Annotated in this window: 17 protein-coding genes; 9 read left to right on the top strand and 8 right to left on the bottom strand. The window is 68.9% G+C overall.

What is annotated here, in order from left to right; genetic code table 11:
- Positions 1-45 precede the first annotated feature (45 nt).
- Positions 46-603 carry a response regulator transcription factor gene (locus HV798_RS31840; RefSeq protein WP_281360852.1) on the top strand — a complete coding sequence of 186 codons (558 nt, stop codon included), beginning with the start codon at positions 46-48 and terminating at the stop codon, positions 601-603.
- A 140-nt stretch (positions 604-743) separates the two neighbouring features.
- On the opposite strand, the gene HV798_RS11920 is transcribed toward HV798_RS31840, so the two are convergent.
- Complete coding sequence (locus HV798_RS11920) at positions 744-1,532, bottom strand: copper resistance protein NlpE N-terminal domain-containing protein (protein WP_175196247.1); 789 nt, start codon at positions 1,530-1,532, stop codon at positions 744-746.
- A gap of 193 nt (positions 1,533-1,725) precedes the next feature.
- On the opposite strand from HV798_RS11920, the gene HV798_RS11915 reads away from it, so the two are divergent.
- The 8 genes from HV798_RS11915 (at position 1,726) to HV798_RS11880 (ending at position 14,614) form a co-directional block, all read left to right on the top strand.
- Positions 1,726-2,583, top strand: coding sequence for a prepilin peptidase (locus HV798_RS11915; RefSeq protein WP_175196245.1), 858 nt, complete (start codon positions 1,726-1,728; stop codon positions 2,581-2,583).
- A 106-nt stretch (positions 2,584-2,689) separates the two neighbouring features.
- Positions 2,690-3,337, top strand: a complete 648-nt coding sequence (coaE, locus tag HV798_RS11910; protein WP_175196243.1) for a dephospho-CoA kinase — start codon at positions 2,690-2,692, stop codon at positions 3,335-3,337.
- 42 nt (positions 3,338-3,379) lie between these two features.
- Entirely contained in the window at positions 3,380-4,132 is a 753-nt protein-coding gene (gene zapD, locus HV798_RS11905; RefSeq protein WP_025137224.1) for a cell division protein ZapD, read from the top strand.
- A 165-nt stretch (positions 4,133-4,297) separates the two neighbouring features.
- Positions 4,298-5,566 carry an MdtA/MuxA family multidrug efflux RND transporter periplasmic adaptor subunit gene (locus tag HV798_RS11900; RefSeq protein ID WP_025137225.1) on the top strand — a complete coding sequence of 423 codons (1,269 nt, stop codon included), beginning with the start codon at positions 4,298-4,300 and terminating at the stop codon, positions 5,564-5,566.
- Positions 5,567-5,581: 15 nt separating this feature from the next.
- Positions 5,582-8,680: an MdtB/MuxB family multidrug efflux RND transporter permease subunit gene (locus tag HV798_RS11895; RefSeq protein ID WP_175196241.1), complete on the top strand. Its 3,099-nt coding sequence runs from the start codon at positions 5,582-5,584 to the stop codon at positions 8,678-8,680.
- Positions 8,677-11,790, top strand: coding sequence for a multidrug efflux RND transporter permease subunit (locus HV798_RS11890; RefSeq protein WP_175196239.1), 3,114 nt, complete (start codon positions 8,677-8,679; stop codon positions 11,788-11,790). Before HV798_RS11895 ends, HV798_RS11890 begins: the two co-directional genes overlap by 4 nt.
- The gene (locus HV798_RS11885) at positions 11,787-13,400 is read left to right on the top strand and encodes an efflux transporter outer membrane subunit (RefSeq protein ID WP_175196237.1); all 1,614 of its coding nucleotides are present in this window, start codon (positions 11,787-11,789) and stop codon (positions 13,398-13,400) included. The genes HV798_RS11890 and HV798_RS11885 overlap by 4 nt, the downstream gene beginning before the upstream one ends.
- A 203-nt stretch (positions 13,401-13,603) precedes the next feature.
- Positions 13,604-14,614: a Bug family tripartite tricarboxylate transporter substrate binding protein gene (locus HV798_RS11880; protein ID WP_246288716.1), complete on the top strand. Its 1,011-nt coding sequence runs from the start codon at positions 13,604-13,606 to the stop codon at positions 14,612-14,614.
- Positions 14,615-14,647: 33 nt separating this feature from the next.
- Here HV798_RS11880 and HV798_RS11875 read toward each other — a convergent pair whose 3' ends face one another.
- The 7 genes from HV798_RS11875 to HV798_RS11845 form a co-directional block, all read right to left on the bottom strand.
- Positions 14,648-15,901 carry a D-amino acid dehydrogenase gene (locus HV798_RS11875; protein WP_175196235.1) on the bottom strand — a complete coding sequence of 418 codons (1,254 nt, stop codon included), beginning with the start codon at positions 15,899-15,901 and terminating at the stop codon, positions 14,648-14,650.
- 85 nt (positions 15,902-15,986) lie between these two features.
- Complete coding sequence (locus HV798_RS11870) at positions 15,987-17,522, bottom strand: N-acyl-D-amino-acid deacylase family protein (protein ID WP_175196233.1); 1,536 nt, start codon at positions 17,520-17,522, stop codon at positions 15,987-15,989.
- A gap of 8 nt (positions 17,523-17,530) precedes the next feature.
- On the bottom strand, positions 17,531-18,196 hold the full coding sequence (locus tag HV798_RS11865; RefSeq protein WP_175196230.1) for a TetR/AcrR family transcriptional regulator: 666 nt from the start codon (positions 18,194-18,196) through the stop codon (positions 17,531-17,533).
- Entirely contained in the window at positions 18,183-19,112 is a 930-nt protein-coding gene (locus HV798_RS11860) for a DUF6963 family protein (protein WP_175196228.1), read from the bottom strand. Before HV798_RS11860 ends, HV798_RS11865 begins: the two co-directional genes overlap by 14 nt.
- A 27-nt stretch (positions 19,113-19,139) precedes the next feature.
- On the bottom strand, positions 19,140-20,039 hold the full coding sequence (locus HV798_RS11855; RefSeq protein ID WP_175196226.1) for a carbohydrate ABC transporter permease: 900 nt from the start codon (positions 20,037-20,039) through the stop codon (positions 19,140-19,142).
- Complete coding sequence (locus tag HV798_RS11850; protein WP_246288714.1) at positions 20,032-20,973, bottom strand: carbohydrate ABC transporter permease; 942 nt, start codon at positions 20,971-20,973, stop codon at positions 20,032-20,034. The genes HV798_RS11855 and HV798_RS11850 overlap by 8 nt, the downstream gene beginning before the upstream one ends.
- Entirely contained in the window at positions 20,970-22,091 is a 1,122-nt protein-coding gene (locus HV798_RS11845; RefSeq protein ID WP_175196224.1) for an ABC transporter ATP-binding protein, read from the bottom strand. The genes HV798_RS11850 and HV798_RS11845 overlap by 4 nt, the downstream gene beginning before the upstream one ends.
- Between the last annotated feature and the right edge of the window lies 1 nt (position 22,092).

Here is a 22,092-nt window from a genome sequence, read left to right as displayed (position 1 = left end):
GGGGCAGACTCACTGCAATCCTTCATTGCAGAGTTGAGTCTTCCCATGCAGACACCCCGTCCCGACCTCGATGCCGTCCTGTCCGCCCTGACCCCGCGCGAGCGGCAAATCGTCGCCTACGTCGCGGCGGGCCGCCCCAACAAGGTCATCGCCATCGACCTGGGCATTTCCCTGCGCACCGTGGAATCCCACCGCGCCCGCATTTTCACCAAGCTGCGGGCGCGCAATGCCATGCAACTGGCCTGCCGCTTGTGCGCCCATGGCCGTTCGGGCGCATCGCCGGTGCTGGGCATCACACGCGAAGACCCCCTGGCGCCGTCCTTGCCGCCAAGGCCCGGGTCACTGTCCAGGCCACTTCACCAGGCATCCCCGGAGTTCCCCCATGGTTGGGCCGCGGCTCAATCGGCGGCGTACCAACTGCATGAACCGCAAGACGCGACAGCGGGGTACGCCACCCGGCCAGCGCCGGCGGCGGTTGACACGGAGGCGGGTGGCACAAAAGGTGCCGGCATAGATGCCGGTGGCATGGACGCCGATGATGCAGAGAATGGTGATGCAGAGAACGGTGATGCAGAGCCCGGTCATTTCCCTGAGCCCTTCTAAATCGGTGCTTTGGAAGTAAGTGTGTGCTTACATACAAACGGCGTCTGCCCAAAATTCAGGGCCTGGCGAACACAAGGTTCGGCAGGCCCTGGATGGGAACCGCTCTGCTCAGGCCGGGGCGAACCCCCCGCCCGTCAGGTTCAGGGGCACTGGGGCGCGTTGGCCTTGGCCAGTTCGTCGATCGGGTCCAGATCCGGCTGGCGGGTCAGGTTGTAGTTCAGGTTGGGCGTCTGGCCGCCGATGGAACGCACGCGCAGCACGTTGTTGGCGGCCACCAGGAATTCCACCCGCACATTGCCCTGGCCGTCCAGCAGGATGACGCGCGGCGGGCGTTCGTCGGTGGCGTCCCAGCAGCCTTGTTCCACCACCGGGGCGGCCTTCTTGGCGGCGTCTTCCAGGTAGGCCGTGCGGCCGCGCCAGCGGCCGTTGGGCGCCAGGGTCAGCGTGACGCGCTGCGCCGTGCATTGCATGGCGGGCGAGAAACACGGCAGGGTGCCCATATAGGTTTGCGGTTGCGGCACCAGGCTGTTGGCCGTGGCGCTTTGGGTCGCACCGCCCGCGGGAGCGGTGACCGGTGCGGGCGCCGAACCGGCCGACGATGCCGAAGCGCTTTCCGTGCCTTCCGGCACGGCCTGGCCGTCTTCGGTGATGCTGCCGCCCTGGGCGGGCTGGCCGGATTGGGCCTGAGTTTTCTTCTGGTCGGGCTTGAGCGCGATCTGCACTTGCGAAGGCGCGCGCAGCACGGTGCGGTAGCCGGCGCCCGAACCCTGGTATTGGGCGTCGGTAACCGTGCTTTCGACCGGCGGGTCGTAGTAGCCTTCGGTGCGTTGCTGGGCGCAGCCGGCAGCGCCCAGTACCGTGCCCGCTAACAGCAGCCCCACGATGCTGAGTTTGCGGGGGCGGGAGAGGATATCGACGCGCGCGGCCATGGCAGCTGATCCGTAAGTTGAGTCTGTCTCCGATTTTACGCACTTATGCGAAGATTCGATACGTTCCCCCACACCCCGAAAGACACTGTTCGCCCTTTATGCACAAATTACGACACGGTCCCTGGCGGCAAGCCTGCCGTTTTGCCGAAAATGCCGGATGTTCGGCAGGGCAGGCCGCGTCGCGGGGCCCCGCATGACCTCCTTGTGGCATGTCTTTCCGATCCCCCTGGCGGGGTTCATCGGCCTGGCGGCGCTGGTCGGCCTGTTCGTGGGCGGCTGGCTGACCCGGCTGACCTACCGGCTGCCGCGCATGATGGAACGCGAATGGCAGGCGCAGTGCCTGGACGCCGTGGGCAAGGCCCGGCCGCCGGCCGATTACGGCTTGCTGGCCCCGCCTTCGCACTGCCCGCATTGCGAAGCTCCCGTGGCCGGCTGGCGGCGGCTGCCGCTCGTGGGCTGGCTGGCGCTGCGGGGCCGCTGCGGCGCCTGTCATGGCGCAATCGGCTGGCGCTATCCCGCCATTGAACTGACCACGTGCGTGCTGTTTGCCGCGTGCGCCTGGCGCTTCGGCGCCACGCCCATCGCGCTGTGCGCCATGGGCCTGTCGGCTGCGCTGGTGGCGTTGGCCTGGATCGACCTGGAATCCACCCTGCTGCCCGATTCGATCACGCTGCCGCTGGCCTGGGCCGGCTTGCTGGTGAACCTGTTCGACGCCTTCACCACGTTGCAGCTGGCGGTGGTGGGCGCGGTGGCCGGCTATCTGTTCCTGTGGGTTATCTTTCATGCATTCCGCCTGCTGACCGGGCGCGAGGGCATGGGCTTTGGCGATTTCAAGCTGCTGGCCGCGCTGGGCGCCTGGTTTGGCGTGGGCGCCTTGCCGATGCTGCTGCTGGGCGCGTCGGTGGTGGGCGTGGTGATCGGCGGCGCGCAAACGCTCAGCGGCCGCGCCAGCCGCGGGCAGGCCCTGCCGTTCGGGCCATACCTGGCGCTGGCTGGCGTGGTGGTGTTGTTGCTGGGCGGCGAGCAGGGCATGGGATGGTTGCTGCGCTGAGGCCCGCCGCAAGGCGTACGCCGGTCGCCCGGTCGATGTCGGCCCCGTCGATGCCATCCGCGGCCGTTGCAGGCCCTATCGTTCAAGTAAGCAAGGAATGACGCACATGTTCAATATCGGCCTGACAGGCGGCATCGGTTCCGGCAAATCGCGCGTGGCCGACATGCTGGGGGAGTGGGGCGCATCGGTGGTCGACACCGACGAGATCGCACGCGCATTGACGGCGGCTGGCGGCGCCGCGATGCCCGCCATCGAACGCGAATTCGGCCCGGGCGCATTGACGGCCGACGGCGCCTTGAACCGCGACTGGATGCGCGAGCGCGCCTTTGCCGATCCGCAGGTTCGCCTGCGCCTGGAAGCCTTGCTGCACCCGGTCATCGGCCAGGAAACCGAACGCCAGGCCGCGGCCGCGCAAGGACCTTACCTGGTGTTCGTGGTGCCGCTGCTGGTCGAGTCGATCGACCGTTGGCGCAGCCGCGTCGACCGCATCTGCGTGGTCGATTGCGACCCGGAAACCCAAGTGGCGCGCGTGCGTTCGCGCAGCGGGCTGACGGACTCTGCCATCAGGCGTATCATGGCGGCACAGGCTGCGCGGGCAAGCCGGTTGGCCGTCGCCGATGACGTCATCAATAACGACGGTGCGACATCACCGGAACAATTGCGCGCGCAGGCGAAGACCCTGCATGATCGCTGGCTGGCACTGGCGGCCACGACGGGCCGGCAAGCCCAGGGCTTGGCCGGCACCCCTGAATAATCTCGGCCTTCAGGCCGACCTCTGATGGGCCTGTTTACAAGCGTGATTGTTTACGAATATCCCTTCAATGAGCGCATCCGCGCTTACCTGCGGCTTGAATACCTGTTCGACAGGTTGTTCTTCTTTGCCCGCGAGGGAGACTCACGCCAGCACCAGGTCGCCGTCACCTCGTTGTTCGATCTGCTCGACGCGTGCGAACGCACCGACGTCAAGGGCGCCGTGCTGCAAGACCTGGAACGCCAACGCGTGGCCCTGATGGGCCTGCGCGACCACCCCGGCGTGGCGCAGGATGCGCTGGAAGGCATGCTGCGCGAACTTGAAAAAGTCTCTGCGGCCCTGGCCGCGCCCGGCAAGACCGGCCAATCGCTGCGCGAAAACGAGTGGCTGACCAGCCTGCGCGGCCGCCTGTCGGTGCCCGGTGGCGCCACGCAGGTCGACATGCCGTCCTACTACGCCTGGCAGCACAAGTCCGAAGCCGCGCGCTGCGCCGACCTGCAAGCCTGGCTGGCGCCTTTCGGACCGCTCTACGACGGCCTGACGCTGGCGCTGCGGCTGTTGCGCGAGTCCGGCCGCAAGACCGACATCGTGGCCGAACAGGGCGCCTACCAGCAGATGCTGGCCGGCAAGCAGTTCCAGCTGCTGCGCGTGTGGGTCGACCCGACCCAGGGCGCGTTCCCCGAGATCAGCGCCAATAAGTACATGATCTGGATCCGCTTTTCGACGCAGGACGGCGAATTCAAGCCCCAGCAGGTCGCCCGCGACGTCCCGTTCCAGATGACGCTCTGCAATTCCTGACCTGAAGGGCCGGCCCCGGATGGCCGTACCCCGGATGGCCGGACCCTAGCCCCATCGTGCCCCGATTCCTGTTGCGCTCTATTTCAGTCGTAACGGCCAATCGCTGAAAAGACGCCTGTCTAGTACACAATACGGCTTTCTCCGTCAGTGCCGGAACCGTTTCCCATGTCCGATAGCCGTCCCGTTTCCCCGACCTCCCGCTGGACCCGCCGCAGAATCATCGGTTTAGGGGTGCTTTTGCTGGTGGTGGCCGGCATTGCCTGGGTGGCGCTGCGGCCGGCGGCCAAGCCGGGCGGCGCGGGCGGCGGACGCCCCGGCGGCGGGCGGCCCAACATGGCGGCGGCCATGGCCAACCTGGCCGTGCCGGTGCGGGTAGCCACCGCTGTCACGCAGGACATCGACATCTTCCTGAAGTCGCTGGGCACCGTGACCGCCTACAACACCGTCACCGTGCGCAGCCGCGTCAGCGGCGAACTGGTGGACGTGCCGTTCCAGGAAGGCCAGATGGTCAAGGCCGGCGACCTGCTGGCGCAGGTGGACCCGCGTGCATTCCAGGTGGCGCTGGATCAGGCCCGCGGCACCCAGATGCAGAACCTGGCGCTGCTCGAGAACGCGCGCCGCGACCTGCAACGCTACCAGGCCCTGTTCAAGCAGGATTCCATCGCCAAGCAGCAGGTCGACACCCAGGCCGCGCTGGTGCGCCAATACGAGGGCACCATCAAGAGCGACCAGGCCAATGTCGACAATGCGCGCCTGCAGCTGGATTACGCCCGCATCACCGCGCCCATCAGCGGCCGCCTGGGCCTGCGCCAGGTCGATCGCGGCAATCTGGTGTCCAGCTCGGACACCAACGGCCTGGTGGTGATTACCCAGACCCAGCCGATTTCGGTGGTGTTCACGCTGCCCGAAACCCAGCTGCCCGAAGTGCGCGCCGAACTGGCCCAGGGCAAGACGCTGGCGGTCGAGGCCTATGACCGCGCCGACACCCGGCGCATTGCGGCCGGCAAGCTGGAAACGCTGGACAACCAGATCGACGTCACGACCGGCACGCTCAAGCTGAAGGCCAAGTTCGACAACCAGGACGACGCGCTGTTTCCCAACCAGTTCGTCAATGTGCGCCTGCACGTGCTGACGCGCAAGGACGTCACCGCGATTCCCACGGCGGCGATCCAGCAGGGATCGGCCGGCGCCTTCGTGTTCCAGGTGCAGGCCGACAACACCGTGCAGGTCAAGCAGGTCAAGCTGGGCGCGATCAACAATGGCATGGTGGCCGTGAACGAAGGGCTGCAGCCCGGCGACCGCGTCGTGACCGAGGGCACTGACCGTCTGCGCGCTGGCGCCAAGGTCGAGGTCGTGGGCGGCGCCGAGGTGATTCCCAAGGACAAGTCGCTGGGCGGCGGCGCCCCGGCGGGCACCACGCCGGCCACCCGGTAAGCCAGGGATATCGCCGTGAGCCCGTCGCGCCTGTTCATCCTGCGGCCCGTGGCCACCACGCTGTCGATGGTGGCCATCCTGATCGCCGGCTTCATCGCCTACCGCCTGCTGCCGGTCTCGGCCCTGCCCGAAGTCGATTACCCCACCATCCAGGTGACCACGCTGTACCCGGGCGCCAGCCCGGACGTGATGACCTCGCTGGTGACCTCGCCACTGGAACGGCAATTCGGCCAGATGCCGGGGCTGAACCAGATGTCGTCCACCAGTTCGGGCGGCGCGTCGGTCATCACCATGCAGTTCAACCTGACGCTGCCGCTGGACGTGGCCGAGCAGCAGGTGCAGGCGGCCATCAATGCCGCGTCGAACCTGCTGCCCAGCGACCTGCCGGTGCCGCCGACCTACAACAAGGTCAACCCGGCCGATGCCGCGGTGCTGACCCTGGCGATCACCTCGCCGACCATGCCGCTGCCGCAGGTGCGCGACCTGGTCGATACGCGGGTGGCGCAGAAGCTGTCGCAGATTCCCGGCGTGGGGCTGGTCAGCGTGGCGGGCGGTCAGCGCCCGGCGGTGCGGGTGCAGGTCAATCCGCAGGCGCTGGCGGCCAACGGCCTGGGGCTGACGGACCTGCGCACCGCGGTGGTGGGCGCCAACGTCAACCAGCCCAAGGGCAACCTGGACGGGCCGCTGCGCTCGACCACCATCAACGCCAATGACCAGCTCAAGTCGCCCACCGACTACAACGACCTGATCATTGCCTACAAAAACAACGCGCCCCTGCGCCTGTCGGATGTGGCGCGCGCCGTGGAAGGCGCCGAAGACACGCGCCAGGCGGCCTGGGCGGGCGACAAGCCGGCCATCTTGCTGAACATCCAGCGCCAGCCGGGCGCCAACGTCATCGACGTGGTCAATCGCATCCAGACGCTGCTGCCGCAGCTGCGCGCCGCGCTGCCGGCCACGCTGGATGTGACGGTGGTGTCTGACCGCACCCAGACCATCCGCGATTCGGTGGCCGACGTGCAGTTCGAAATGCTGCTGGCCGTGGCGCTGGTGGTGATGGTGACCTTCGTTTTCCTGCGCAGCCTGACGGCCACGTTGATTCCCAGCGTGGTGGTGCCGCTGTCGTTGGTGGGCACGTTCGGCATCATGTACCTGGCCGGGTTCTCGATCAACAACCTGACGCTGATGGCGCTGACGATTGCCACCGGCTTCGTGGTGGACGACGCCATCGTCATGATCGAGAACATCGCGCGCCACATCGAAGAAGGCGAAACGCCGCTGCAGGCCGCGCTCAAGGGTGCCTCGCAGATCGGTTTCACGCTGATCTCGCTGACGTTCTCGCTGATCGCGGTGCTGATTCCGCTGCTGTTCATGACCGAGGTCGTGGGGCGGCTGTTCCGCGAGTTCGCCATCACGCTGGCGGTGTCGATCCTGATTTCGCTGGTGGTCTCGCTGACGTTGACGCCGATGATGTGCGCACGCCTGCTGCGCGCCGAGTCCGAGCAGAAGCACGGCCGTTTCCACCAGGCCACCGGCGCCTTCATCGACCGCATCATCGCCGCCTACGACCGCATGCTGCAGAAGGTGCTGCGCCACCAGCCGCTGACCCTGCTGGTGGCCCTGGCGACCTTCGCGCTGACGGTGCTGCTGTATATCCTGGTGCCCAAGGGCTTTTTCCCGCAGCAGGACACCGGCCTGATCCAGGCCATCACCCAGGCGCCGCAATCCATTTCGTTCACCGCCATGGCCGACCGCCAGCAGGCCGCCGCGCGGTTGGCGCTGGAAGATCCGGACGTGCAGGCGGTGTCCTCGTTCATCGGCGTGGATGGCAGCAACGCCACGCTCAGCGCGGGCCGCATGCAGATCGCGCTCAAGCCGCAGGCCGAGCGCAATGGCGACCTGGCCACCGTGATGGCGCGGTTGCAGCAGTCGTTTGCCAAGCAGGACGGCCTGACGGTGTACATGCAGCCGGTGCAGGACCTGACGATCGAAGACCGGGTCAGCCGCACGCAGTACCAGATGACGGTGTCCAACCCCGACCTGGCGGTGCTGAGCGAATGGACCCCCAAGCTGATCGACCGCCTGCGCCAGGTGCCGGGCTTGAAAGACGTGACCGACGACCTGCAGGACGACGGCCTGCAGACCTGGGTCGAGATCGACCGCGATGCGGCCTCGCGCCTGGGCATCACGGCGGCGGTAGTGGACGAGGCGCTGTACGACGCCTTTGGCCAGCGCCTGATCTCCACCATCTTCACCCAGTCCAACCAGTACCGCGTGGTGCTGGAAGTGCAGCCGCAATTCCAGATGAACCCGGCCTCGCTGGGGCAGATCCACGTGCCGACCTCGACCGGGGCGCAGGTGCCGCTGTCGTCGATTGCGCGCATCACGGAAGGCAAGACGGTGCTGGCCGTGAACCGGCTGGATCAGTTCCCGATGGTGACGGTGTCGTTCAACCTGGCGCGCGGCGCATCGCTGTCGGCGGCGGTCGAGGCCATCACGGCGGCCGAGGCCGAGATCGGCATGCCGGCCAGCGTCGAGACGCGCTTCCAGGGCGCCGCGCTGGCGTTCCAGAATTCGCTGACCAGCACGCTGTGGCTGATCCTGGCGGCGATCGTCACCATGTACATCGTGCTGGGCGTGCTGTACGAAAGCTACATCCATCCCATCACCATCCTGTCGACGCTGCCGTCGGCCGGCGTGGGGGCGTTGCTGGCGCTGTTGATCAGCGGCACCGAGCTGGACATGATCGGCATCATCGGCATCATCCTGCTGATCGGTATCGTCAAGAAGAACGCGATCATGATGATCGACTTCGCGCTGGACGCCGAGCGCAAGCGCGGCCTGTCGCCGCGCGCGGCGATCCATGAGGCGGCGCTGCTGCGGTTCCGGCCCATTCTGATGACCACGCTGGCCGCGCTGTTCGGCGCGCTGCCGCTGATGCTGTCGTCGGGCACCGGCGCTGAACTGCGCCAGCCGCTGGGTCTGGTGATGGTGGGCGGCCTGCTGCTCAGCCAGGTGCTGACGCTGTTCACCACGCCCGTGATCTACCTGATGTTCGACCGCATGTCGCGGCGCTGGCGCGGCATGCGCGAGGCCCGCGCCGGGGACGCGCGATGATCCTGTCGGCCCCCTTCATCGTCCGGCCGGTAGCGACCACGCTGCTGTCGCTGGCGGTCGTGCTGGCGGGCATGCTGTCGTTTTTCCTGCTGCCGGTGGCGCCGCTGCCGCAGGTGGATATTCCCACCATCTCGGTGTCGGCCAGCCTGCCGGGGGCCAGCCCCGAGACCATGGCGTCCAGCGTGGCCACGCCGCTGGAACGTTCGCTGGGCAGCATCGCGGGCGTGACCGAAATGACCTCCAGCAGTACGCAGGGCTCGACCCGCGTGACGCTGCAGTTCGATCTGTCGCGCGACATCAACGGCGCGGCGCGCGACGTGCAGGCAGCCATCAACGCCGCCCGTTCGCTGTTGCCCACCAGCCTGCGCAGCAACCCCACGTATCACAAGTCCAACCCGTCGGACGCGCCCATCATGACCCTGGCGCTGACGTCCGACACGCTCAGCCAGGGCAAGATGTACGACCTGGCATCCACCATCGTGGCGCAGAAGCTGTCGCAGGTGGACGGCGTGGGCGAAGTGACGGTGGGCGGCAGTTCGCTGCCGGCGGTGCGCGTGACCGTGCTGCCGGGCGCGCTGGCCAACCGCGGCGTGTCGCTGGACGACGTGCGTACCGCGCTGGCCAATGCCAACGCCAACCGGCCCAAGGGCGTGCTGGAAAACGACCGCTATCACTGGCAGGTCATGGTCAACGACCAGCTCAGCCGCGCCGAGCAATATCGGCCGCTGATCGTGGCCTGGCGTGACGGCGCGCCGGTGCGCGTGTCGGACGTCGCCAAGGTCGAGGATTCGGTCGAAGACCTGTACCAGACCGGCTTCTACAACGAACGCAATGCCATCCTGATGATCGTGCGGCGCCAGGCCGACGCCAACATCATCGAGACGGTGGACGCGGTGCGGGCGCAACTGCCCGTGCTGCTGGCGCTGATGCCGGCCGACGTGCAACTGACCGTGGCCCAGGACCGCACGCCCAGCATCCGCGCGTCGCTGCACGAGGCCGAGCTGACGCTGATCATCGCGGTGGGCCTGGTGGTGCTGGTGGTGCTGCTGTTCCTGCGGCGCTGGCGGGCGGCCATCATTCCCAGCATTGCGGTGCCGGTATCGTTGATCGGCACCTTCTGCATCATGTACCTGTGTGGGTTCACGCTGAACACCATTTCGCTGATGGCGCTGATTGTCGCCACCGGCTTCGTGGTGGACGATGCCATCGTGGTGCTCGAAAACATCATGCGCCACGTCGAGAACGGCATGTCGCCCATGCGGGCGGCGCTGCGCGGTTCGCGCGAGGTCGGCTTTACCGTGCTGTCGATGAGCCTGTCGCTGGTGGCGGTGTTCATTCCCATCCTGTTGATGGGCGGGGTGGTGGGGCGGCTGTTCCGCGAGTTCGCCGTGACGCTGTCGGCGTCCATCATGGTGTCGCTGGTGGTGTCGCTGACCTTGACGCCCATGATGTGCGCCCGCCTGCTCAAACCCGAACCCAAGGAACCCGAGCCGCCCGGCCGGCTGGCGCGCTGGGCCGAAAGCGGCTTTGCCTGGATGCAGGACGGCTACCGCCGCAGCCTGGCCTGGGCGCTGGCGCACAGCCGCCTGATGATGGTGATACTGGCCGCGGCGGTGGGCCTGAACGTCTACCTGTACACCGTCGTGCCCAAGGGCTTTTTCCCGCAGCAGGACACCGGCCAGCTGCTGGGCTTTTTCCGGGTCGACCAGGGCACGTCGTTCCAGGCCACGATCCCGAAACTGGATGCGCTGCGCAAGATCGTGCTGGCGGACCCGGCCGTGCAAAGCATGACCGGCTATGCCGGCGGCCGCGGCGGCAGCAACAGCAGCTTCATGCAGATCCAGCTCAAGCCGCTGGGCGAACGCCAGGTGTCGGCCGACCAGGTCATCAACCGCCTGCGCGCCCGGCTGCAGAACATGCCCGGGGCGCGCATGTTCCTGGTGTCGCAGCAGGACATCCGCATCGGCGGGCGCCAGAGCCAGGGCTCGTACGACTACACGCTGATGTCGGGCGACCTGCAACTGCTGCGCACCTGGATGCCCAAGGTGCAGCTGGCGATGTCGAAGGTGCCCGAGATCACCGACGTGGATACCGACGTCGAGGACAAGGGCCGCGAGATCAACCTGGTGATCGACCGCGAGGCCGCCACGCGGCTGGGCGTGAGCATGTCGACGATTTCGACGGTGCTGAACAATTCGTTCAGCCAGCGCCAGGTGTCGGTGATGTACGGGCCGCTGAACCAGTACCACGTGGTGCTGGGGGTGGATGCGAAATTCGCGCAGGACATCGAATCGCTCAAGCAGGTGGAAGTGATCACCTCGACCGGCGCGCGCGTGCCGATGGCGGCGTTTGCCCGCTTCGAGAACGCCAATGCGCCGCTGAGCGTGCAGCACCAGGGGCTGTTCGTGGCCGACACGGTGTCGTTCAGCCTGGCGCCCGGCGTGTCGCTGGGGCAGGCCACGGCGGCCATCGATGCGGCCGTGGCGCGCATCGGCCTGCCGTCGGACCAGATCCAGGCCGGCTTCCAGGGGACGGCGGCGGCGTTGCAGCAGACGCTGGCGCAGCAGCCGTGGCTGATCCTGGCCGCGCTGGTCACCATGTACATCGTGCTGGGCATCCTGTACGAAAGCTTCGTGCATCCGCTGACGATTCTGTCGACCTTGCCGTCGGCAGGGCTGGGCGCGCTGCTGGCGCTGCTGCTGGTGCGCACCGACTTCACCTTGATCGCGCTGATCGGGGTGTTTCTGTTGATCGGCATCGTCAAGAAGAACGCCATCATGATGGTGGACTTTGCGCTGGATGCCGAGCGCAACCAGGGCATGGCGCCGCGCGAGGCCATCTTCCAGGCCTGCCTGACGCGTTTTCGCCCGATCATGATGACCACCATGGCGGCGATCTTCGGCGCGCTGCCGCTGGTGGTGGCCACCGGCGCCGGCGTCGAGATGCGCCAGCCGCTGGGCATTACCATCGTGGGCGGGCTGGTGCTGAGCCAGATCCTGACGCTGTACACCACCCCCGTGGTTTATCTTTACCTAGACCGTTTCCGTCTCTGGGCCGCGCGCGGGCGCACCCGGCGATCGGGCGGCGACGCTTCCATAGAACAAATATGATCCGCAACGCCAAGCCTTCTTCTTACGCAATCCTGCCGCGCGCGGGCGTGGTGCTGGCGCTGTGCGCCGTGCTGAGCGCCTGCGCCGTCGGCCCCGATTACCAGCGCCCCGCGCTGGACGTGGGCGCGACCTACAAGGAAGGGCAGGTCGAGGTGCCGGGCTGGAAGCTGGCCCAGCCGCGCGACGACGCCGACCGCGGCCAGTGGTGGCGCGTGTACGACGATGCCACGCTGAACGACCTGGTGACGCGCCTGAACGCGTCGAACCAGACCATCGCGCAGGCCGAGGCCAATTACCGGCAGGCGCTGGGCCTGGTGCGCGGGGCGCGCGCGGGCTTCTTCCCGACGGTGGGCGCGGGCGCGGGCCTGACGCGCTCGGGCAGCGGCGGGGGCAGCGGTTCGTCTTCGTCGTCATCGGGGGGCAACGGCGGCAGCAATGTGTCGAACCAGTATTCGCTGACCGGCAATGTCAGCTGGGAGCTGGACGTGTGGGGCCGCGTGCGCCGCAGCGTCGAGTCGTCCGAGGCCAGCGCCGCGGCCAGCCTGGCTGACCTGGCTGCCACGCGCCTGAGCGCGCAGGCCGCGCTGGTGCAGGCCTACCTGCAACTGCGCGTGCTGGATGAACAGAAACGCCTGCTCGATGCCACCGTGGCGGCCTACGAGAAATCGCTGCAGCTGACGCAGAACCGCTACAACGTCGGCGTGGTGGGGCAGTCGGACGTGGCCGTGGCCCGCACGCAGGTGGAAAGCACCCGCGCGCAGTCCATCGACCTGGACTGGCAGCGTGGCCAATACGAGCACGCCATTGCCGTGCTGATGGGCCAGGCGCCGTCGCATTTCACGTTGCCGCCCGCGACCTTCAACGTGCAGCTGCCGCAGATTCCGGTGGGCCTGCCGTCCGAACTGCTCGAGCGCCGGCCCGACGTGGCCGCCGCCGAGCGCCGTGCGGCCGCGGCCAATGCGCAGATCGGCGTGGCGCAGGCGGCCTGGTTCCCCAGCCTGACCCTGTCGGCCGATGGCGGTTTCCGCAACGGCCAGTTTGCCGAGCTGCTGACGGCGCCGGCACGCTTCTGGTCCTTGGGTCCGGCGCTGGCGCTGACCATTTTCGACGGCGGCGCGCGCGAGGCCCAAGTCGAACAGGCACGGGCCTCGTACGACGCCCAGGCGGCGGCTTATCGGCAGGCCGCGCTGGTCGGGCTGCGCGAGGTCGAGGACTACCTGATCCAGCTGCGCGTGATGGAAAGCGAGCAGACGGTGCAGCGCCGTGCGCTGGAATCGGCGCGCGAATCGCTGCGCCTGATCCAGAACCAGTACAAGGCCGGCCTGGTCGACTACCTGAGCGTGGCGGTGGTGGATGCCACCGCGCTCAGCAACGAGCGCAGCGCGCTGAGCCTGTACGGCAACCGCCTGGTGGCCAGCGTGAACCTGATCGTGGCGCTGGGCGGCGGGTGGGACGGGCTGGGGGCGGTGTCCGGCACGGCCACAGCACCCGCGTCGCCGGGCGCGACGGCCACTGACGCCACTGCGCCCGCTGCGGGGGCCAGCCCGGCGCCTGTGCCCGCGGCAACTCCCGCGACTATCCCCGCAACTACCCCCGCAGCCCAGCCCTAGGGATAACGCCTAACCTCTCCTTCCCCCGATTGACAAGCCAGGGCCGCGGGTTCCTAATGCGTCAAAAGTGACCAACTGGTCACGCTGGGCTTGCCGCCCGGGACGCGCTTTGTGCCACGCCTGGCCGGCCCGTCCGCATCGCGAAGTACCGTGGCGCCGGATTCCGTTTGATCAATCGAACACTTCTTGTGAAGGGGAAGAGGATGGGCAGGTTTTTTCGTGCAAATGCGGGCGGCGCGTCCGCTCGCCTGGCCGTCGCCGGCATGGCCGTGGCGGCAGGCGCCATGGCGGTCTGCGCACCCGCGGCCGCGGCCTGGCCCGAGCGGCCCATCACCCTGATCGTGCCGTTCCCGCCGGGCGGCACCACCGACATCTTCGCCCGCACCATCGCGGAGCACATGCGGCCGGCGCTGGGCCAGTCCATCGTGGTCGAGAACAAGCCGGGCGCGGCCGGCAACCTGGGCGTGGCCGCGGCAACGCGCGCGCAGCCGGACGGCTACACCATCGTGCTGGGCTCGGTGGGTACCCAGAGCGTCAATCAATTCCTGTACAGCAACATCGGTTTCAACCCCGCCACCGACCTGGTGCCGCTGGGCATGATCGCATCCACGCCCAATGTGATGGCGGTGGCGGCGGGTTCGCCCTGGCGCACGCTGGACGACGTGATGAAGGCGGTGAAGAAGGACCCGGGCAAGTATTCGTATGCGTCGCCGGGCATCGGCTCGTCGGTGCACCTGACCGGCGCGTATTTCGAGTCGATGGCGGGTCTGCAGATGCTGCACGTGCCGTTCAAGGGCTCGTCGGCCGCGATCCCCGCGGTGATCGGCGGGCAGGTCGATATCCTGATGGACAACCTGCCCAGCTCGATGGCGGCGCTGAAGGCGGGCGACCGGCTGCGCGGCATTGCGGTCACGTCGGCCGAACGCAGCCCCGCCGCCCCTGATCTGCCCACCATGGCCGAGGCCGGGCTGCCGGGCTTCGAGGTCACCGCGTGGTCCGGCTTGTATGCGCCGCGCGGCACGCCCGCGCCGGTGGTGGACAAGCTGATCGCGGCGATGAAAGAGGCGCTGCAATCGCCCGCGCTGAAGCAGTCGCTGGCGCAAGGCGGCGCCACGCCCGGCAACCTGTTCGGCGCGGATCTCGCGGCCTTCGAGGTGAAGGAACGCGACAAGTGGGGCAAGCTGATCCAGAGCCGGGGGATCAAGGCCGATTGAGGTCGGGCGGGGCCGGCAATCGGCCCCGCGCCGTCATGCCGCCAGCGCGAACGCCGCCGGATCGACCGCCGGACGGCGGCCCCGCATCAAGTCCGCCAGCATGCGCGCACTGCCCGCGGCCAGCGTGAAGCCCAGGCCGCCATGGCCCGCGTTCAGCCATAGATTGCGCCACGGGGTCGCGCCGATGAGCGGCTTGCCGTCGGGCCGCGCGGGGCGCAGGCCCGCCCAGGCCTGGGGCGCACCCGCAGGATTCAAGCGGGGAAAGAACCGCGCCACGTCGTCGCGCAGGCTTTGCACGCGGCGCGGGTCGATATGCGCGTCTTGCGCGCCAATGTCGACCATGCCGGCCACGCGCAGGCGCTGGCCCAGCCGCGCATACACCACCTTGCGGCCGATATCGCTGATGCTGGAAACGGGCGCGACACTGTCGGGCGTCAGGTCGTAGGTCAGGCTGTAGCCCTTGAGCGGATAGATGCGCAGGTCCAGCCCGATGCGCCGCGCCAGTGCCTGCGCGCCGGTGCCGCCGGCCAGCACGTAGTGATCGGCCTGCAGGTCGCCGTCGGGCGTGGACAGCGCGACGATACGGCCGTTCTCGGTGCGCAGGGCCGACACCGGGGTATTGAAGTGAAAGCGCGCCGGGCCGGGCGCGGCGCGCAGGATGCGGGCCAGTTCATCGCACAGCCGCAGGCAGTCGCCGGCATCTTCGGTGGGCGTATAGATGGCGCCGGCGATGCTGGCGCCGATGTCGGCCAGCGCGGGTTCCAGGTCCAGGCAGGCCTGGCGGTCCAGCGCACGCTGCTCGCAGCCCAGCGACGCCTGGTAGTCCATCTGCGCCAGCGCGCGGCTGTAGCTGGCGGCATCCTGGTAGACCAGCAGCTTGCCGGCCGAACTGAAATCGAACGCCGGCCGTTCCTGGCCGACCAGCTCATGCACGCACAAGCGGCTGTACAGGCCCAGCGCCAGCAGCTCGCGCGTGGTGGCGCGGCTTTGGGCGCGGGTGCAGGCGCGCAGGAAGTCCAGGCACCAGCGCCATTGCGCCGGGTCCAGCCGCGGACGCCAGCGCAGGGGCGTGTCGCGGCCCAGCAGCCAGGCGGGCAGCTTGGGCAGCACGGCGGGGTCGGCCAGCGGCGCCACGAAGCTGTAGCTGAGCTGGGCGCCGTTGGCCCGGCTGGTGCCCAGGCCCGGGCCGGGGCCGGCGTCCACCACGCTGACCTGGTGGCCTTCGCGATGCAGGGTGTAGGCAGTGGCCATGCCGACCACGCCCGCGCCGATGACGATAGTGTGCATGATGCTCCGGGGAAAGGGCGCCGCCCGCGGGGTGGCGCCGGATGGCAGGGAGGCCGCGCGGCGGCGCCGCGCGATGCAAAAGGGATCAGGCGGCAGGCCGGTCCGAAGAGGCTGGCGTGCCGGGGCCGGCCCAGGCGGGCGTGTCAAAGCCCGGCGCCGCGCGATCGTCGCCGCGCAACAGGCGGCCTGGCCGTGCCCCGGTGGGCGCGCCGTGTTCTTCGACCAGCTGGCCGTTGACCAGCACCGCCTGGATACCGGCGGACGGCTGCAAGGGGTCGGCGAAGGTGGCCAGGTCGACCACGGCGGCCGGGTCGAACACCACCACGTCGGCGTAGCAGCCGGCGCGCAGCACGCCGCGGTCGCGCAAGCCGAATTGCGCGGCGGTCAGGCTGGTCATGCGGCGGATGGCCTGTTCCATGCCCAGCACGCGCATTTCGCGCACATAACGGCCCAGCACCCGCGAAAACGCGCCCCACAGCCGCGGGTGCGGCCGCTGGTCATGCGGCAGGCCGTCGGACCCGATCATCACGTTGTCGTGGCCGATGACGCGCTTGACGTCGTCTTCGTCCATCGAGAAATAGATGGCGCCGCCCGGCGACAGTTCTTCGGCCAGGCGCTGCGGGTCCTTGCCTTCGCGGGCGGCCAGTTCGCGCAGGTCCACGCCCTGGATCTCGGGCCGCGTCTGCGACCAGGTGACGATGATCTTTTCACCGGCCGGCACCCGGCGCGGCTCCAGAATGGTGGACGAGGCCGCATAGGGATACACATCCATGCCCACCGGCTGGTCGGCGCGCACGCGGTCGTACAGCGCCAGCGTCTCGGCGGTGCGGCCGTGGTTGTGCTTGCCGGTGACCTTGTGGTGCGACAGGATGGCCGGCACGTCGGCCGCGCGGCCGATCAGAAAGGCCTCTTCCATGGACTCGCAGACGTGGTCGGCCTCGTCGCGCAGGTGGGTGGTGTACAGGCCCTGCCAGGCGGCCAGCGGTGCCGCCACGCCGATCACCTCTTCGGTGCTGGCGTGCATGGCGGTGGGGTAGTACAGGCCGGTGGACAGGCCCGCCGCGCCCGCGGCCATGGCCTGGTCCAGCGCATGGCGCATGGCGGCGATTTCCTTCTTGTCGGCGGGCCGGTCCAGCCGGTCCATGGCCGACACGCGCAGGCTGGAATGGCCGACCAGCGCCAGGCTGTTGACGGCGGCGGGGTTGGCGTCCAGCGCGGCGGCGTAGTCCTGCATGCGGGCATACAGCTCGCCGGTGTGCTGGGCCAGCAGGTTCAGCGGCGGGGGCACGATGTTGCCTGGCGCACGCACCGGCGCCAGGCTGATGCCGCAGTTGCCCGTCACCACGGTGGTGACGCCCTGGCTGACCTTGGGGCGCATCAGCGGCGACCCCAGCAGGGCGCGGTCATCGTGGGTGTGGCAGTCGATGAAGCCCGGCGCCACCACCTTGCCGGTGGCGTCCAGGCGGCGCGGGGCGGTCCAGCCGGCGCCGTCGCCGATGGCGGCGATGCGTTGGCCCGTGATGGCCAGGTCGGCGCGGCGGGCCGGGCCGCCCAGGCCGTCGGCGATCAGGCCGCCGCTGATGATGAGGTCGTAGTCCTGCGGGTGGGGATGCGCTGGCATAGAGGGGTTCAGGTGTCGGTGTCGGCGGGCGGCCGGGTTTTCTTGCGGCGCGCCTCCAGGGTGGCGAGGGATTCGGTATTGAGCGGTTCGGGAAAGCCGTGCTTGACCAGGTGTTCCAGCGCGCCGTTGATGCGGTCCCAGCCTTCCGGGGTACGCAGCGGCACGCCCAGGAAGTGGCTTTCGGTCTTGGCGCGCAGCATCAGGTACAGCACGCCGGCCAGCATCACACTGACGACGGCGGGGGCGTCCATGTCGGCGGTCAGGCCGTCGACGCGGTCGATGAAGCCGCGTGCGGCGCGCTCGCGGCGCTCGGCCAGCGGGGCGGACACGTCGTTGCGTTCGATCAGTTCCCAGCGGCGCACTTCACGCAGCGACTCGTTGCCGGCCAGCGCGTCGATCTGGGCGCGCAGCATGGACAGCACCAGGTCGCCGGGGCTGCGCTGGCTGGATTCGTCGGCCGCCAGCAGGTCGGGGTTGCGGGTCCAGAAGTCCTGTTCCTGCATCCAGGCCAGCATCAGGCCGGGCATGCCGTCGAAATAGCGGTAGATGAGTTCCTTGCTGACCCCGGCGCGCTTGGCGATGGCGTTGATGCCCACGCCCTGCATGCCGGTTTCCTTGATCTGGTCTTCCAGGGCTTGCAGGATCTGGCGCTCGGTGTTTTCACGTCGGGACATGGGCCGATTCCTTCATGAGGATGAGGGAGCGGGCGGGGTCCGGCAGACCGAACACCCGGCCGTCGGCCATGTCGACGACTAGCTCGCTGACGGTATGGCCGATATGCCTGCCATCTTGCCAGACTTCGCTGCCCAGGTAGACGGCATTGGCGCGTCTGCGGGCGGTGGGAAACGACGGATCGGCCTGCTCGATGGCGGTGACGCGCAGGCGGGCATCGACGTGCACCCGGTCGTGCGGCCCCGGCTGGATCGCCACCGGCGCCCGCAGGCTCAGGGCCCGCCAGGCGCAGGCCTCCCCCGTCAGTGCATGCCAGGCCAGGTCGGCCATGGCCTGGGCCAGCGGCGGGCAGGGAAAGATCGAGTTGTGCAGCAGCGCCAGCCGGCAGGCGCCGTTGTCGCGGGCGGCCTGGCCCTGGTCGGGGCGGCGTGCCACCCGGTCGGTGTTGCCCCAGGCCAGGCGCCCATCGGCGGACAGGGCGATCAGGCCGGCGTCGATTTCAGGGTGCGCCCGCAGCACCTCGGCCACGGCGGTGTCTGGCGCCTGCCCGGCGGCCAGGCGCCGCAGCACCGCCTGGTTCAGCGGCGCGCCGTCCGCGCCGGGCCGGTTGGGCAGGCGGTGCCCGGTCACCAGCCCCACGCCGTCGGCGCCCGGCAGGAATTGCACCAGCGGCTCGGGGCGGTCGGGGCCGCTTTCGATCAGGGCCGCGTGGCGCGCGCGCAGCCAGGCCGGCGGCAGGTCCAGCGCCGTCACGCCGCCGCGCTGAATGGTGGCATGCTGCACCCGGCCATCGTCGTCCAGCACGGCGAACACCGCGAAGCCGCCGATGGCGCCGTGGCCCAGCAGTTCGGCGGCCAGAGCGGCGGCGCGCACGGCAGCGCCGGCATGGGGGCCGTGGGCAGCAACGCCGATGGTCATGCGGGATTCCTGGTTGCGGGCATGGCGTCAGTCCGTGTTGCTCGTCACCGGGTCGACGATGTTCAGGTTGGTGATGAAGCGCTGGAACAGCATGGCCAGCGCCAGCGGTGGCAGGGCGGCCAGCATGCTGGCCGCGGCGAACAGGCCCAGGTCGGCCCGAAAGCCCGGCATCAGCGGCGACAGCCCCAGCAGCGCCGCCGACAGCGTCTGCGCCGCCGTGCCGCCCGTCAGCACGATGGCGAACAGCAGGTCGTTCCAGCCCACCAGGAAGGCGATGATGAAGGCCGCGGCAATGCCGGGCAGCGCCATCGGCAGGGTCACGTGGCGCAGCATCTGCCAGCGGGTGCAGCCGTCCATCCGCGCGGCGCGTTCGATTTCCACCGGCAGCGATGCGAAGTAGCCCATCAACACCCACGACAGCAGCGGAATGACGGCGGTCAGGTAGACGATCCACAGCCCGAACAGGCTGCCGGCCAGGCCGATGGCGGCAAAGAACACGTAGTACGGAATCAGCAGGGCAATCGGCGGCAGCGTGCGCGAGGCCAGCAGCACATACAGCAGCGGCCCCTTGAACGGAAACTCGAAACGCCCCAGCACGTAGCCCGCCAGCGTGGCGATGGCGGTGCCGGCCGCCGCCGCGGGCAACGCCACCAGCGCGCTGTTGACGAAGCCGGCCATGATGGCGCGGGTCTGTCCGCCGAAGATCGAATCGGAACTGGATAGGCCGAGCACGCGCAGGTAGTTGTCGACGGTATAGCCGCCCGCGTTGTGCGCCACGCCCATGATGATGGCCGACTCGTCCATGAACGAGGCCTTCAGCGTCCAGTACAGCGGGAACAGGCACCAGAACGCCACGGCTGCCACGCCGGCCCCGACCAGCCAGGGGCGCCAGCCTTCGCCGGCCGCTCGTGCGGTTTCACTACGCATGGCTGGCTCCTTGCGGACGCTTCTTGCGGATCAACATGAAGTACGCCGTGGCCAGCAGCAGCGACAGCACCGTCAGCAGGAAGGCGGCGGCCGACGCCAGGCCGTACTTCGAGAATTCGAAGTTGTAGCGGAAGATCAAGAGCGGCAGGATCTGTGTGGACGTGCCGGGTCCGCCGCGCGTCAGCGAGAACAGCAGGTCGAACTGGCGGACGGCTTCTACCGTCATCACCACCAGCACGATCAGCGTGGTGTGCTTCAAGTGGGGCAGCGTGATGTGGCGAAAGCGCGCCAGGGGGCCGGCGCCGTCTACCCGCGCGGCGCGGTACAGGTCGCGCGGAATGGTCTGCAAGGCAGCCAGGTAGAAGAAGCTGCCCAGCGGCGCGATGTGCCACACGAAGGCCAGCGCCACCCAGAACAGCGCCCAGTCGCTGCCCAGCCAGACCGTGCTCGGGCCGGCCAGCCCCAACGGCGTCAACAGGCCCGTCAGTGCGCCGAAGCTGGGATTGAGCAGGAAGGAAAACACCGTGGCCGTCACCACCTGCGACATGGCCCAGGGCAGCAATGCCAAGCCGCGCACCAGGCCGCGCAGCGGCATTTCTTCGTTCAGTACCAGCGCAATGCCCAGCGCCGCCACGAACGACCCCACCACGCACATCGCCACGAAACCCAGGCTGCGCCAGATGGCGTCGGTGACGGCGGGGTCGGTCAGCACTTCGCCGTAGAGATCGGCGCCGACGAATTCCTCTGTGCGCAGGATGGCATTGGTGTCGTGCAGGCTGAGCCAGAACGAATAGCCCAGCGGCACGCCGATGATGAGCGTGTTCAGCGCATACACGGCGATGATGACCGTCAGCGCAAAGCTCAGGTCCGACATCTCTTTGCCGCCGGGGGCGGCGCGCGGCGCGGACGCCTGCGGCAGGCTGGCGGCGCTCATGTGCGCGGCTCCTCGCCGCCATGCACGCGCAGGCCGGCGGCGTCGAACAGGTACAGGCGGGCTTCGGGCAGGGCCAGCGCGATGGGGGCGCCGACCTCGTAGCGACGCTCCGGCGGCAGGCGGGCGCGCAGCCGCGGGCCGTCTTCGCCGGCCGTGGCCACGTCCACGAACTGATCCGGGCCCACCGGTTCCACCGCCCAGATCTGGCCTTGCAGCAGCAGGCCGTTGCCGGCCAGCGGCGCGGGCGCCATGGCTTCGGGGCGGATGCCCAGGGCCGCCTGGCTGCCGGTGGGCAATGCGCGTGCGGCAGCGGCCAGCGCGGGCGGCAGCGCATAGACGCCGCCCGCGGTGCGCAGGGCCGGCGCGCCGTCCTGGGGCTCCAGCGTGCCGCGCAGGAAGTTCATGCCGGGGTTGCCGATGAAGTCCGCCACTTCCATGCTGGCCGGGCGGCGATAGATGGTGTCAGGGTCGGCGAACTGCAACAGGTTGCCGCCCGACATCACCGCGATGCGGTCGGCCAGCGTCATGGCCTCGACTTGGTCGTGGGTGACGTAGATGAAGGTTGCGTTCAGGCTGCGGTGCAGGCGCTTGAGTTCGACCCGCATGTCGGTGCGCAGCTTGGCGTCCAGGCTGGACAGCGGCTCGTCGAACAGGAACAGGTCGGGGTCGCGCACCACGGCGCGGCCGATGGCCACGCGCTGGCGCTGGCCGCCCGACAATTGGTAGGGCTTGCGGTCCAGCATCGATTCGACCCGCAGCAGCGCGGCCGCGCGGTCGACCCGGCTGCGCACCTCGGCCGCCGGCATCTTCTGCATGCGCAGCGGAAAGCCGATGTTCTCGCGCACGGTCATGTGCGGATACAGCGCGATGCTCTGGAACACCATGGCCACGTTGCGCCGGTGCGGCGGCACCTGGTCCACCCGCCGGTCGTCGATGCGGATCTGGCCCCCGGTGGGCGTGTCCAGCCCGGCGATCATGTTCAGCGTGGTGGTCTTGCCGCAGCCCGACGGCCCCAGCAGCACCACGAATTCGCCATCGCGGATGTCCAGGTCCAGCGAGCGCACCGCCGTGAAGCGCGTGTACGACTTCTGTATGCCTTGCAGGGAAACGCTGGCCATG

It is taken from the genome of Achromobacter deleyi (assembly GCF_902859705.1).
Classification (GTDB): Bacteria; Pseudomonadota; Gammaproteobacteria; order Burkholderiales; family Burkholderiaceae_B; genus Achromobacter; species Achromobacter deleyi.
Note: the sequence above shows the minus strand (reverse complement) of the source record. Positions and strands in the feature narration are given on the sequence as shown.

Excerpts from the sequence above, each read along its gene's own strand:
- HV798_RS31840 (WP_281360852.1), top strand. The coding sequence starts at position 46 with ATGCAGACACCCCGTCCCGACCTCGATGCCGTCCTGTCCGCCCTGACC.
- HV798_RS11920 (WP_175196247.1), bottom strand. The coding sequence starts at position 1,532 with ATGGCCGCGCGCGTCGATATCCTCTCCCGCCCCCGCAAACTCAGCATC.
- HV798_RS11915 (WP_175196245.1), top strand. The coding sequence starts at position 1,726 with ATGACCTCCTTGTGGCATGTCTTTCCGATCCCCCTGGCGGGGTTCATC.
- coaE (WP_175196243.1), top strand. The coding sequence starts at position 2,690 with ATGTTCAATATCGGCCTGACAGGCGGCATCGGTTCCGGCAAATCGCGC.
- HV798_RS11900 (WP_025137225.1), top strand. The coding sequence starts at position 4,298 with ATGTCCGATAGCCGTCCCGTTTCCCCGACCTCCCGCTGGACCCGCCGC.
- HV798_RS11890 (WP_175196239.1), top strand. The coding sequence starts at position 8,677 with ATGATCCTGTCGGCCCCCTTCATCGTCCGGCCGGTAGCGACCACGCTG.
- HV798_RS11885 (WP_175196237.1), top strand. The coding sequence starts at position 11,787 with ATGATCCGCAACGCCAAGCCTTCTTCTTACGCAATCCTGCCGCGCGCG.
- HV798_RS11880 (WP_246288716.1), top strand. The coding sequence starts at position 13,604 with ATGGGCAGGTTTTTTCGTGCAAATGCGGGCGGCGCGTCCGCTCGCCTG.
- HV798_RS11875 (WP_175196235.1), bottom strand. The coding sequence starts at position 15,901 with ATGCACACTATCGTCATCGGCGCGGGCGTGGTCGGCATGGCCACTGCC.
- HV798_RS11870 (WP_175196233.1), bottom strand. The coding sequence starts at position 17,522 with ATGCCAGCGCATCCCCACCCGCAGGACTACGACCTCATCATCAGCGGC.
- HV798_RS11865 (WP_175196230.1), bottom strand. The coding sequence starts at position 18,196 with ATGTCCCGACGTGAAAACACCGAGCGCCAGATCCTGCAAGCCCTGGAA.
- HV798_RS11860 (WP_175196228.1), bottom strand. The coding sequence starts at position 19,112 with ATGACCATCGGCGTTGCTGCCCACGGCCCCCATGCCGGCGCTGCCGTG.
- HV798_RS11855 (WP_175196226.1), bottom strand. The coding sequence starts at position 20,039 with ATGCGTAGTGAAACCGCACGAGCGGCCGGCGAAGGCTGGCGCCCCTGG.
- HV798_RS11850 (WP_246288714.1), bottom strand. The coding sequence starts at position 20,973 with ATGAGCGCCGCCAGCCTGCCGCAGGCGTCCGCGCCGCGCGCCGCCCCC.
- HV798_RS11845 (WP_175196224.1), bottom strand. The coding sequence starts at position 22,091 with ATGGCCAGCGTTTCCCTGCAAGGCATACAGAAGTCGTACACGCGCTTC.